The sequence below is a fragment of the Shinella sp. OV683 genome, assembly GCF_057787725.1.
In genome coordinates, this window is sequence record NZ_CM173543.1 from 3,160,576 (window position 1) to 3,173,583 (window position 13,008).

Consider the following 13,008-nt stretch of genomic DNA (forward strand, 5'->3'; position numbering starts at 1 on the left):
GACGATAAATTCATGGACAACGTCGCCACCCCGCCGAACGAACACGAAAAGGACGATACCGGCCGTGGACCGCGCCTGCGCGAGATTCCGCTCAGGATGATGGTGCCGAACCTGATCACCGTGCTCGCCATCTGCGCCGGCCTCACAGGCATTCGATTGGCATTCGAGGGACGCTATGAACTTGCCGTCGGCATGGTGCTGCTGGCGGCCTTTCTCGACGGCATCGACGGACGCATCGCGCGGATGATGCGCGCGACGTCGAATTTCGGCGTGCAGATGGATTCGCTCGCCGATATCATCAATTTCGGTGTCGCGCCCGCGCTCGTGCTTTACGTCTACATGCTCGACCAGGCGCGTTCGATTGGGTGGATCGCGGCGCTGATCTATGCGATCTCGGCCGGCCTGCGGCTCGCGCGTTTCAACGTCATGACCGAGCGGCCCAACAAGCCGAAATGGCTCTCGGAGTACTTTGTCGGCGTACCGGCGCCGCTCGGCGCGCTGCTGGTGCTGCTGCCGGTCTATCTCGGTTTCCTCGGCATGGAGGTAACGCGCTTCGTCGCCTACGGCGCAGCAATTTATACGGTCGGGATCGGCTATTTGCTGGTTTCGCGCATTCCTGTGTGGTCGGGCAAGGCGCAGGGCGTGATCCGCCGCGAGAATGCGCTGCCCTTCATTCTCATCGTTGTCGTCTATGTCGCACTGCTGATGAGTTTCACCTGGGAAGTGCTTGCCCTTACGTCCATCTTCTACCTCTGCACCCTGCCCTTCGGCGCGCGGCACTGGACGAAGAAATACGGTTACCTCCCGTCACATGAGACCGATGTCGAGGAGGGCGTGGTGCCAGACGTCAAGCCGCCGGAAGACGACGATCTAAAATGACAGTTGCGTAGCGGCCATCGTGGTGGCCGCGCCGTAATCCACCTTGCCGCTGGCCAACACCGGAATGGCGTCGACATTGACGATGTCATGCGGCACCATCAGTTCGGTGGCACCATAGCGCCGGGAATAGGTGAGCAACTCTTCCTTCATCGGCCGTGCCTGGGTGGTCAGCAGCACGATCCGCTCGCCCTTGCGCTTGTCGGGCACGGCGATGGCGGCATGGTTTGCCTGTGGCCATAGCTTCTGCACCATGAGTTCCACCGCACCGAGCGACACCATCTCGCCGGCGATCTTGGCAAAGCGCTTGGCGCGGCCCTTGATCGTCAGGAAGCCACGCTCGTCGACGGCAACGATATCGCCGGAATCATGCCATTTGTCCGTGAGCGGTTGCAGCACGCCCGGCTTGTCCGCGAGCATGTAGCCATCATCACATTCGGTCCGGCGACATAGAACCGTCCGCCATCTTCGATGCCTTCGACCGGCTCGAGCTTCATCTCCATGCCGGGCAACAGCTTGCCGACCGAACCATCCTTGGAGAATACAGCAGAATTGACGGCCACCACCGGCGCGCATTCGGTCATTCCGTAGCCTTCGACAATTGCTGCACCAAAACGATCGGCAAACATCTTGCGCGTCTCGGGCTTTACCGCCTCGGCGCCGGCGACAATCATCCGCAAGCTGTCGAAATCGCCGTCCCTGGCGGCGCGACCATAACCCATCAGGAACGTGTCGGTACCGAACATCACCGTGGGCGCCACCTTGCGTGCCACCGAAGGGATGATCTTGTAATGCAGGGGTGACGGATAGAGGAAAAGATGGATGCCGTAGAGCAGCGGCAGCAGCGTACCGCCGAGAAGGCCGAAGGAGTGAAACACCGGCAGGACATTGAAAAGGCTGTCGGCAGGCGAGATATCGACGCGGCAATCGGCCTGCGAGGCATTGGCGATCAGGTTGCGCGAAGAGAGCACGACTGCTTTCGGCGCACCCTCGGAGCCCGACGTGAACAGGATTACGGCAGCATCCTCGGCCTTGGTCTTGACGACAGGCCTGCGCCAGAAGAGCCAGGCCTTGGCCTTCTCCTTGAATGTCAATGACGCCCTGACATCCTCGACGTAGAGGATGCTGGTACCATTGGCCACGATCGCATCGACCAGTGGCTGCAGGTCCGCCTTATCGACGAAGCCGCGGGCGCAGACGACGGCGCGAATGCCCGCCGTGTTGATCGCCGAAACCACCGCAGCCGTGCCGGCGGTGTAGTTCAACAATGCCGCGGGTCTGCCGGCCGAGAACAGCGCAAAGATTGCCAGCACAACACTGTTGGAGTTCGGCAGCAGCACGCCGACGGGCTTGCCTTTCTCCGCAACCTTCTGGAAGCGCGTGGCCAGCGCGCGGGCGCCGATCAGCACCTGCCGATAACTCAGTTTCGAACCCAGCGCGTCCTGGGCAATTTCCCGCGACGGCCCGAAGATCCGGGCTGAGGTCACGATCGCCTCGTGCAGCGTCTGCGCAAGATTGGTGGAGCGGAACTTGGCCGCCATCATGCCATCCAACAGGCTGTCACCAAGCATTCTGTCGCTGATCGTTGCCATGGATTGGGAAGGGGCTGCCGCTACGGTGATCTGCGGCAACAGGCTGCGCGGCGCCTTCTCGCGATTCCAGTAGGAGTAGAGCGACATGCGTGAGCCGCGCACATGGATCGGGACCACGCGGGCCGTGCTTTCGCGCAGCAAGCGGCCGATATCGGCGAGCACCGCCATCGTTTCAGGTTTGGCCTCGACCTCAGGCGGCAGATAGAGGCAGACGTGTCCACGTCCGGCGAAAACCGACTTGATCAGCGTAAGTATCTGCTCACGGTCCCGCATCGGGTCGAGATGGAACGTGCCGATCGGCAGGTAGGATTTCAGCAGCCACTTGTCGAGCCGGGACTGGGCCGGGAGGATAAAGGCAGTCGGGCTACTGGTGTCGGACTCAGTCTCGAAACCGACAAAGCGTGCGCCGAACAGGAACCGGAACAAGGTGTAGCCGAGTGCCTGGACGTAGGTGAGGCCAGTGACGGATTTCTGTCGAAGCGCCGTGACGGCCCAGGCCACCAGTGCTGCGCCGATGACGGCGATAATGGCGTTCAGCACCGGCTCCTCCTTCTATTCCTGGATGCAGCGGCAGCTTGCCAGAAAATCACGGCTGGTTGAAGGGCGGTTCCGCCCGCAATGCTGACGGATCAGGGCAGCACGTAGTCAGCAAACCGTTGTTCACGCACGAGATAAAGCTTGCCGGTCTCGTTCATATCCGGACCTGTCAGGCCGGCAATCACCCTGGCAACGTCGCGCGGATGCGGCAGCGTCTCGGGATCTTCGCCTGGATAGGCCTGTGCGCGCATCGCGGTGCGCGTGCCGCCGGGGTCGACGCTGATGATCTTGAGCGGCAGGCGCTCGCTCTCGTTTGCCCAGGTGCGCGCCAGCGCCTCGACCGCCGCCTTGGAGGCCGAGTAAGGCGCCCAGAACGGCTTGCATTTGTGCGCCAGGCTGGAGGTCAGGATCAGCGCCCTGCCCTGGTCGGATTTCTGCAGCAAGGGATCGAGCGAGCGGATCAGCCGCCATGTCGCCGTGACATTGACCGTCATCACCTTTTCGAAGGTCTTGGCCTCGACATGGCCGATCGGCGCGATCGTGCCAAGCACGCCGGCATTGGCGACCATGATGTCGAGCTTGCCCCAACGTTCGAAGATGGCTCCGCCAAGCGCGTCGATAGCACCCATGTCGGCGAGATCGAAAGGCACCAGCGTGGCGTTGCCGCCCACAGCCTTGATGGCATCGTCGAGATCTTCGAGGCCGCCGACGGTGCGCGCGCAAGCCACCACGTGCGCGCCGGCCTTGGCAAGCTCGAGCGCCGTGAAATAGCCGATGCCGCGCGAAGCGCCGGTCACAACAGCGATGCGACCTGTAAGATTGACGCTCATCATTCCCCCTTGACTGCACTATCTCATAGAACGAAGGGCATAGTGCCCTTCGTGGTCTTCAATCCGTGAAGAAACGGCCTCAGCCGTGGCTCGCCATGACAGAGAGCTTGGCGGAAACGGTCTCGCCATCCTTGTCCAGCAGACGGGTCGGATAGTCGCCGGTGAAGTAGTGATCGGTAAATTGCGGCCGGGCATTGTTGCGATCCTGGCCGCCGACGGCGCGATAAAGACCATCGATCGACAGGAATGCCAGCGAATCCGCACCGATATATCGAGCCATCGCATCGACGTCGGCATACTGGTTGGCCAGCAGCTTGTCGGCGTCCGGCGTATCGATGCCGTAGAAATCGGGGTAGTAGATCATCGGGCTCGCGACACGGATATGCACTTCCCTGGCGCCGGCATCGCGGATCATCTGCACGATCTTCAGCGAGGTCGTGCCGCGGACGATGGAGTCATCGACCAGGATGACGCGCTTGCCTTCGATCATCGCCCGGTTGGCCGAGTGCTTCAGCTTGACGCCGAAGGCGCGGATCGACTGGGTTGGTTCGATGAAGGTGCGGCCGACATAATGGTTGCGGATGATGCCGAGTTCAAACGGGATGCCGCTCTGCTGCGCATAACCGATCGCGGCCGGCGTGCCACCATCGGGCACAGGCACCACGACATCGCCTTCGACGGGCGCTTCCATGGCGAGGTTCTTGCCCATGTTCTTGCGTGCGACATAAACGCTACGGCCGCCAACGATCGAATCGGGGCGCGCAAAATAGACATATTCGAACAGGCAGAGCCGCTCCGGCTGCGGAGCGAGGGGCTTGCGCGAGTCGATCGAAACCGAACCGTCCGGCTGGATCTCGCAAATGATGACTTCTCCATTTTCAACGTCGCGGACATATTTCGCGCCGATAATGTCGAGGGCACAGGTTTCCGAGCAGAAGATCGGCTTGCCGTCGAGTTCGCCCATCACCAGTGGCCGGATGCCTATCGGGTCGCGCGCGGCAATCAGCTTGGTGCGCGTCATCGCCAGCATCGAATAGCCGCCTTCCATCTGGCGGATGGCGTCGATGAAGCGATCGGACGAGGACGCCTGCTTGGAGCGGGCGATCAGGTGCAGCACGACTTCGGTGTCCGACGTCGACTGACAGATGGCGCCCGTCGAGATGATCTGGCGGCGAAGCGTCAGGCCATTGGTGAAGTTGCCGTTATGGGCGATGGCGATGCCGCCGACTTCCAGTTCCGCAAACAGCGGCTGGACGTTGCGCAGCGCCACTTCGCCGGTGGTCGAATAGCGGGTGTGACCGATGGCCATCGAGCCGGGCAGCTTTGCCAGCGTTGCCGGATCGGTATAATGGTCGCCCACCAGACCCATCCGTTTTTCAGCGCGGAACTGCTTGCCGTCGAATGAGACGATGCCCGCCGCTTCCTGACCGCGATGTTGCAAGGCATGCAGGCCAAGAGCCGTCAACGCCGCTGCGTCGGGATGCCCCAAAATGCCGAACACCCCGCACTCTTCGTGGAGGGTGTCACCGTCGATATCGTCGATATATCTGACAGAACTGTCTTCGCTCATTGGTTTTACGGCCTTTGGCTCGATGTAGACTAGGGGGTCAGGACCCGTCGATGATCCATCCGAAAAGCAGATCCGGCGCCGGAACAAGCTGGAAATATGGGGGCCCTCCCCGCGATTTCAATCGCTCCAACGCATTCAGGACGAAATCAGCCTCCGTCTCAGGACTTGAAGACATGAACTGCCTTTGGATGGCAATGGCGTGCGAGAATTTTCTCCCTCCTGCCGCTGCCTACCTCCATATGCCCCGGCGTCTTCGAACCGGGCCACCTGGAAAATTCGGTCCCCCCAAGGACACCCAGCTTACTGCTGGGGCGTCGTCGTGCTGTTCTTCGTATCGTCAGCCGGCGCGAGATCGGTCGCTCCATCAGCCGGCGGCGTCGCGGCACCATCGGTTGCGGCCGGGTCGCCCATTTTCTCTTCGATCTTCTTGCGCAGCAGGGCTGCGATGTCTTCCGGCAGCGCTGCCTTCAGCTTCTCGCCGAGATCATCGAGGAACGGCTTCGACTTGGCATTGGCGATCCAGGCGGGGTGATTGGCCGGCGGGACCCATTCGTTAAAGAACTGTACGGCAACGACGAGGATCAGGATACCCCTTGCGGCGCCAAAGATAAAGCCGAGCGTGCGATCGAGCGCGCCGATGCGGCTGTCGATGATCATGTCGGCAATGCGCATGGTGATGAACGAGATGACCACCAGTGCAATGAGGAAGATCGCCGCTGCCGAAGCAATGATGGCAAACTTTTCCTCGGCGATGAAATTCTTGGCGTAGGGCAGACCGAGCGGATAGAGTTTGTATGCAGCATAAGCGGAGCCGAACCAGCTCACGACCGAAAGAACTTCGCGGGAAAAGCCGCGCACCATGGCAAGAACGGCGGAAAACAGGGCTACTGCAAGAACAATTCCGTCAAAACCTGTAATGGGCATATATCTTTTCTCCAAGACGGCTGATCTATTCGTCCGCCGCTATTCCGACAGGCCGCGCCCCATATAGCACCGCAAGCTCCTGAAACAAAAGCCTCAATCCTCGTCGGATTCAGGCTGTCCCACAGGTTTCGAGCCCGCGATCCTGACGACGAGATCCATCAGGCCTTCAATCGAGTTCAAGCTGCCCGCCAGCGTCTTCGGCAATTCGGCCGAACCACTCGGCAACACCGCTCTCTGGAAACCCAATTTCTCGGCTTCTTTAAGGCGAAGTCCCGTATGGCTAACCGGCCGCACCGCTCCCGACAGGCTGATTTCGCCGAAATAGACGCAATCATGCGGAAGAGCAAGACCAGCAAGCGAGGAAACAAGGGCGGCGGCGATGGCAATGTCGGCCGCAGGCTCCGAAATGCGGTATCCGCCGGCAACGTTGAGGTAGACATCATGGCTCCCGAGCCTGACGCGGCAATGCGCCTCGAGCACGGCGAGAATCATTGCCAGCCGGCTCGAATCCCAACCGACGACGGCGCGGCGCGGGGTTCCGAGCGACGTGGGTGCCACCAGCGCCTGGACTTCGACCAGCACCGGCCGCGTGCCCTCGATGCCGGCAAACACCGCAGCGCCCGGCGCCTTGGCATTGCGCTCGCCGAGGAACAATTCGGAGGGATTGGCGACTTCGCGCAGTCCCATGTCGGACATTTCGAAGACGCCAATCTCGTCGGTCGGCCCGAAGCGATTCTTGACCGTGCGCATAATGCGGTAGTGGTGGCCGCGATCGCCCTCGAAATAGAGCACGGCATCGACCATGTGCTCGACTACGCGCGGGCCGGCGATCTGGCCGTCCTTGGTAACATGGCCGACAAGCACCACCGTGGCGCCCGTCGTCTTGGCAAAGCGGATCATCGCCTGCACGCCTACCCGCACCTGGGTGACCGTGCCGGGAGCAGCGTCAGCAACGTCGCTCCACAGGGTCTGGATCGAATCGATGATGACCAGATCAGGGCGCGGGCCATCGGCGAGCGTAGCGAGAATGTCCTCGACATTGGTCTCGGCGGCCAGCAGCACGCCGGTATCAGCCGACTTCAGTCGCTGGGCGCGCAGCCGGACCTGCGCCACCGCTTCTTCACCCGAGACATAAATGACGCGATTGCCGCGCCGGGCCAGCGCTGCCGCAGCCTGCATCAGCAGCGTCGACTTGCCGATGCCGGGGTCACCGCCGATCAGGATTGCCGAGCCGCGCACGAAGCCGCCGCCAGTGACCCGATCAAGCTCGGAAATGCCGCTCTCGATGCGTGGCGCATCCTCGATTTCGCCGGAAAGGGTGGTCAAGGCCACCGCCCTGCCCTTCTTCGGCGACCTGGCCGGACCGCCACCGATGCCGCCGGTCGGATCTTCCTCGATGATCGTGTTCCAGGCGCCGCAACCGTCGCATTTGCCCACCCAACGGGAATGCACAGTGCCGCAATTCTGGCAGATGAACTGAGTTTTGGATTTTGCCATTACTAGAATATCGGAGCTTTGCCCCGCCTTTAAAGAACGTTGTTCAGCGGGATGGCTTCAGATTGCCGATGTCCTGTCGGACGCCGAAAATATCGAGCACGAGAATGCCGTAGGATGTGGTTTTGTAGAACAGGATATGGCTGCGATAAAGAAAGCCTGACGCCTTCCCCCAGCTCAGCTGACGGTCGTCCCAGATCAGGCCGGTCCGCTAGCAGGTGAAAGACACCATGCATTCCGAGAAAGTAGGAGTCGGCCTGCGCTTCGCCAAAATGCTGCAGAGAATATTCATAGATCACAGCGATTTTCTTGTCGGCTGTCTTTGTCAGCCTATAGCTTGCCATCAGCACGCAACTTTTGCTTTACCGCCGCCATAATGTCAGGAGTTCCGCGTGAGCTCACGCCCTCGGATTCGGTCGACTTGAGATGCTCGGCAAGCAAAGGGGCGTTATCAGCAACATAGTGTGACACGAAGTCCGGCTCGGCTACCAACGGATAGAGCGCGCCAAGCTGTGCCTCGAGCTCCAGACTCGCGAGCCCAGCATGCAAAGCCTCGCGTTCATCCGCAAAGCGTCCACTTGCAACCCCTTCTTCAACAGAGGCCTGCTCGTCTTCAGAAAGCGAGATCGAAATCGCGTGCTGGTTCATCAGTTCTATCCTTGCTCGATGATCGGCACGCTAGCAAAACAAGAACAAAATAGCAACACCCTATTCCGCCGCCGGCGCGCCACGCATGATGATGCCGAGGTCGTCGGTCTCGCGCACTTTCTTGAGGTGCTCCTCGACTTCCGTCGCTTCGAGCTGGCGGTTCCACATGGCGGCATAGAGGCCGTTGCGGGCCAGCAGGTCCTGGTGATTGCCACGCTCGGCGATACCGCCATCCTTGAGGACGATGATCTCGTCGGCGCCGACCACGGTCGATAGCCGGTGGGCGATGACCAGGGTCGTGCGATCCTTCGAGACCACGTCGAGTGCCGACTGGATTTCCTGCTCGGTGCCGGTGTCGAGCGCCGAGGTCGCCTCGTCGAGGATCAGGATCGGCGGCGACTTGAGGATCGTGCGGGCAATGGCGACACGCTGCTTCTCGCCACCAGAGAGTTTCAGGCCGCGCTCGCCAACCATGGCCTTGTAGCCTTCCGGCAGCGACTTGATGAAGCGGCCGACCTGGGCGATATCGGCCGCAGCTTCCACCTCTTCCTGGCTCGCCGAAGGGCGACCGTAGCGGATATTATAGGCGATGGTGTCGTTGAACAGCACCGTGTCCTGCGGCACCATGCCGATCGCCTTGCGCAGGCTCTTCTGGGTGACGTTCTTGACGTCCTGGCCGTCAATGGTGATCGTGCCCTTCTGGACGTCATAGAAGCGATAGAGCAGCCGCGAGATCGTCGACTTGCCGGCGCCTGAGGGACCGACGACGGCGACCGTATGGCCCGCAGGCACGTCGAAGGAAATGCCCTTGAGGATCGCGCGGGCCGGATCGTAGGCAAAATGCACGTCCTTGAACGAGATCGCACCATTGGTGACGATCAAAGGCTGTGCATCCGGCGCGTCCCCAATTTCCGCATCGACGGCGAGCAGGTCGAACATCTGCTCGATATCGGTAAGGCCCTGGCGGATTTCGCGATAGACGAAGCCGATGAAATTCAGCGGGATCGACAGCTGCATCAGCATGACGTTGATGAAGACGAAATCGCCGATGGTCTGCGTACCGTTCTGCACGGCGATCGCCGACATGACCATCATGACGACCGTGCCGACGCCGAAGATCACCAACTGGCCGAAGTTCAGCCAGCCGAGCGACGTCCAGACCTGGGTCGCCGACTTCTCGTAGCGCGCCATCGAGGCATCGAAGCGCTTGGCTTCCATTTCCTCGTTGCCGAAATATTTGACGGTCTCGAAGTTAAGCAGCGAGTCGATAGCTTTGGTGTTGGCGTCGGTATCGCTGTCGTTCATGTCCTTGCGGATGTTGATGCGCCAGTCGCTGGCCCTCACCGTGAACCAGATATAGATCCAGACGGTCATCGCCGTGACGAACAGATAAGAGAAACCGTAACCCCACCAGAAGATCGCCGCCGTCAGCACGAACTCGATCAGTGTTGGGACGGTGTTGAGGATAGTGAAGCGGACGATCGTTTCGATGCCCTTGGTACCGCGTTCGATGACGCGCGACAGGCCGCCGGTGCGGCGCTCGAGATGGAAACGCAGTGAGAGCTGGTGGAGATGGACGAAGGTTTTGTAGGCGAGCTGGCGGACGGCGTGTTGGCCGACAGTGGCAAACATCGCGTCGCGCAGCTGGTTGAGACCGCCTTGCAGCAGACGGGCGGCATTATAGGCGACCACCAGCATCAGCGCGCCGAGCATGAATGTCGGCAGGAGATCCGGTGCCCTGAGCTTGCCGTTCAACGCATCGGTCGACCACTTGAAGAAGTAGGGAACGAGCAGCAGCACGATCTTGGAAATCAGCAGGAAGAAGGTCGCCCAAACCACGCGCATCTTGAGATCCATGCGCCCGGTCGGCCACATATAGGGCCACAGATTGACGATGGTTTGCAGCGTCTTGCCGGATTCGGAAGAAACGATTTTCTCTTTGCCCGCCATGGGGAAATCACCAGTCTGATGTAAATGACAAGAGCGGCGACCCCTCCGGGCCGCCGCTTATACCTCGTAAATAGGTCACGGTTTGGTGATCTACAACGCCAAAACCCGAATATTATTTCAGGTGGAGGCGCTTGCGGTGCAATTCTTCCGCGTTCGGCAACGGCTTGTCCGGAACGCCGAAAATCTGGCCTGGCAGGATGCGGTCGGGATCGGCGATCTGCTTCTCGTTGGCGAGATAGATCGTCGTATAACGAACGCCTTGCCCGTAGACACGGCGCGAGATCTGCCAGAGCGTGTCGCCGCGGCGGATGATCACCGAGGTTTCGCTCGGCTTCAGCGGCGCCTGCTCGATGATCTTCGGCTTGTCGTCGGTCGAAGCCACGTCGGTGGTCGCGTCGGCATGCGCAGTCTGGCTGGTTTCGCTGGATGCGGCCGAGGAGGCCTGTTCCTGCTCAGTCGTCGAAGCGCCATTGGTAGCCTTGGCAGGTGTCTTGGCGGTGTCGGCAGCCTGAGCATCGGCGGTATTCTTGGCGCCGGCATCATTGCCGTTCTGGGCGACCTCGGTGCTTTCCGTAGCCGTCGTCTTGCCGGCATCGGCCACGCCGGTTTCTGTCGCCTTTTCGTGGGCAACGGCTTCCGACGAGGCCTGCATCGACGGCGCAGTGGCAGAGGAAACAGCGTTATCGATCGAGCCGAGCGCCTGCTTCACGGCAGCCGCATCCTGCGGCAGGCCATGCAACAGCGCGAGAGCCTTGGCCGCCTCGCCTGATGTCTTGGCGGCCATGTCCTTGGCGATCTGATCGGCTTCGACGGGCACGCGAATCTCGGAGAGGGTCTTCAGGGCGATCTCGGTCGACGAGCGGGCCGCGGCCAGTTCTTCAGCAGTGGGCGTCTTGCCGTCCTTATAAAGATCCTTCAGCAGGCCGGTTGCCTTGCTGACTTCGGCACGCGCCTTGTCATAGGCACCATCGGCCAACGGGGTCATCTCGGATTTGTTCGCCGTCGATGGATCGCCGGCGACAGCAGCCAATTGCTCGCCCTCCGGGCGGAAGAACGGCACCGAGGCGCGGAACTCGACCTTGGTGCCATTGGTGCTCAGCACGTCGGCGCGGATAGTGTGATTGCCGACGGCGAGCGGCAACGTGTTGTCGGCAACGAAACGGCCGTTCTTGTCGGTGGAGACTTCGGCGACCAGCTTGTCGTCGGCATAGACCCGCACCAGCGAATTCGGTTTGGCACTGCCGGCCACGAACAGCTTGCTGCCTTCGATTTCCACTGCACTGACTTGCACTTCGGGAGCTGTGGTCACCTTGGTTTCAGCCGCAGTGGCTTGGACCGCTGTATCCGCAGATTTTGCAGCCTGGTCGGTGGTCTTGGCGGCATCCACAGCCGGCGCAGCCGCCGAGAGCTCGGAGGACGCAGCCGGAAGATCCGGCGTCTTGACCGCGTCGGCCGACTTGGCCGCGTCGGCGGCAGGCTTGGCCTCCGTATTGGCAGCAACCTGGGTTTCGGCCTTGGCTTCCGGCATGGTCATGATGCGCGATGCTTCGCCCGGCTTGGTGACCATGGCCAGCAATTCACCAGACTTGTCCTTCGGCACGGAGACGGTGGCGATTTCCTCGGAGACCTTCGACTTGCCGTCCTTGCTGGTGGCCTGCAACGTTATCTGATGGTCGCCGACACCAAGCGGATTGTCGAGTACCGCGGCGAAGTCGCCTGTCGGGCCGACCTCGACCGATGAAATAACCTTGCCGCCGTCCATGACCTCCAGCTTGGTGTTGGGTTCGGCCGAGCCGGCAATCACGGTCGAACCATCGGGCTCGACACGCAGCACGTCGAACGCCGGCAACCCGACCTTGGCTTCAGCAGGCTTTGCGTCGGCTGTCTTGGCAGCATCGCCGCCATCGAGTGCAGAAAGCAGGCTCGACTTCATGCCTTCATAAGCCTTCTTGGCGCCCTCGGCATCAGTCGGCATCGCTTCGATCGATGCAAGCGCCTTGGCGGCACCTTCCTGGGCCTTGGCTATCATGCCGCCGGTCAGAGCATCGACGCCTTCCGGCGCCTTGAATTCGGTGGCTGCCTTGAGCGCTACGGTCACCTTGGCCTTGGCAGCACCGATCTGCTCGGGCGTCGCGGCCTTGCCTTCGACAAGCAGCGCCTGCAGTTCGCCGGTCGCTGTAGCGGTATCGGCTTTCAGGCGGGCCATCTTGGCGAGGGCGCCAGACTTGACGTCGGCAACCGTCTCGCCAACCGTGTTCTTGGCGGCTTCCGTTGTCGTCTCGACCGTCTTCTGGGCTGCATCCTTGGCCTGTTCGACAGTTTCTTGCGCCTTCTTGGCGGCCTCCTGGGCGACCTTGTCACCGCGCATTTGCGGCAGCACGACAAAGAACATCAGCGCGGCGGCTGCAGCGATTACGGCAAGTGCGACCCAGACGGCGCGGTTTTTCATCATCATTTATCTCCGGAGCGGTGAGAATCCGCCATTCCCCATCAAAGGGCTAGCGGTTTCCTATTGTATTCTCAAGCGTCACACCGCCTTGCACCCATTGCATACGTCATTTTCCCGTCATTTTTCTTGACTGTGCGG

11 protein-coding genes are annotated in these 13,008 nt (G+C 61.1%); 1 reads left to right on the plus strand and 10 read right to left on the minus strand.

Annotated features, from left to right (window positions below; translation table 11 throughout):
• Positions 1 to 12: 12 nt before the first annotated feature.
• Entirely contained in the window at positions 13 to 879 is an 867-nt protein-coding gene (gene pssA, locus ACXHRN_RS15215; RefSeq protein ID WP_488637153.1) for a CDP-diacylglycerol--serine O-phosphatidyltransferase, read from the plus strand.
• On the opposite strand, the gene ACXHRN_RS15220 is transcribed toward pssA, so the two are convergent.
• The 10 genes from ACXHRN_RS15220 to ACXHRN_RS15265 all read right to left on the minus strand — a co-directional run bounded on the left by ACXHRN_RS15220 (position 871) and on the right by ACXHRN_RS15265 (position 12,876).
• Positions 871 to 1,296, minus strand: a complete 426-nt coding sequence (locus ACXHRN_RS15220; RefSeq protein WP_488637154.1) for a hypothetical protein — start codon at positions 1,294 to 1,296, stop codon at positions 871 to 873. The two genes, pssA and ACXHRN_RS15220, sit on opposite strands and share 9 nt — an antisense overlap.
• Positions 1,203 to 3,008 carry an AMP-binding protein gene (locus tag ACXHRN_RS15225; RefSeq protein WP_488637155.1) on the minus strand — a complete coding sequence of 602 codons (1,806 nt, stop codon included), beginning with the start codon at positions 3,006 to 3,008 and terminating at the stop codon, positions 1,203 to 1,205. The genes ACXHRN_RS15220 and ACXHRN_RS15225 overlap by 94 nt, the downstream gene beginning before the upstream one ends.
• A gap of 89 nt (positions 3,009 to 3,097) precedes the next feature.
• Positions 3,098 to 3,835 carry an SDR family NAD(P)-dependent oxidoreductase gene (locus tag ACXHRN_RS15230; protein WP_488641916.1) on the minus strand — a complete coding sequence of 246 codons (738 nt, stop codon included), beginning with the start codon at positions 3,833 to 3,835 and terminating at the stop codon, positions 3,098 to 3,100.
• A 79-nt stretch (positions 3,836 to 3,914) separates the two neighbouring features.
• On the minus strand, positions 3,915 to 5,405 hold the full coding sequence (gene purF, locus ACXHRN_RS15235; protein WP_488637156.1) for an amidophosphoribosyltransferase: 1,491 nt from the start codon (positions 5,403 to 5,405) through the stop codon (positions 3,915 to 3,917).
• Between the two features lie 300 nt (positions 5,406 to 5,705).
• Positions 5,706 to 6,329, minus strand: a complete 624-nt coding sequence (locus ACXHRN_RS15240; RefSeq protein WP_488637157.1) for a CvpA family protein — start codon at positions 6,327 to 6,329, stop codon at positions 5,706 to 5,708.
• Positions 6,330 to 6,422: 93 nt separating this feature from the next.
• Positions 6,423 to 7,826 (minus strand): DNA repair protein RadA, encoded by a 1,404-nt coding sequence (gene radA / locus ACXHRN_RS15245; protein ID WP_488637158.1) that lies wholly within the window; start codon positions 7,824 to 7,826, stop codon positions 6,423 to 6,425.
• 29 nt (positions 7,827 to 7,855) lie between these two features.
• Positions 7,856 to 8,167, minus strand: coding sequence for a type II toxin-antitoxin system RelE/ParE family toxin (locus ACXHRN_RS15250; RefSeq protein WP_488641917.1), 312 nt, complete (start codon positions 8,165 to 8,167; stop codon positions 7,856 to 7,858).
• Positions 8,154 to 8,471 (minus strand): hypothetical protein, encoded by a 318-nt coding sequence (locus tag ACXHRN_RS15255; RefSeq protein WP_488637159.1) that lies wholly within the window; start codon positions 8,469 to 8,471, stop codon positions 8,154 to 8,156. The genes ACXHRN_RS15250 and ACXHRN_RS15255 overlap by 14 nt, the downstream gene beginning before the upstream one ends.
• A 60-nt stretch (positions 8,472 to 8,531) precedes the next feature.
• Entirely contained in the window at positions 8,532 to 10,421 is a 1,890-nt protein-coding gene (locus ACXHRN_RS15260; RefSeq protein WP_488637160.1) for an ABCB family ABC transporter ATP-binding protein/permease, read from the minus strand.
• A 112-nt stretch (positions 10,422 to 10,533) separates the two neighbouring features.
• Positions 10,534 to 12,876 (minus strand): LysM peptidoglycan-binding domain-containing protein, encoded by a 2,343-nt coding sequence (locus tag ACXHRN_RS15265; RefSeq protein ID WP_488637161.1) that lies wholly within the window; start codon positions 12,874 to 12,876, stop codon positions 10,534 to 10,536.
• Between the last annotated feature and the right edge of the window lie 132 nt (positions 12,877 to 13,008).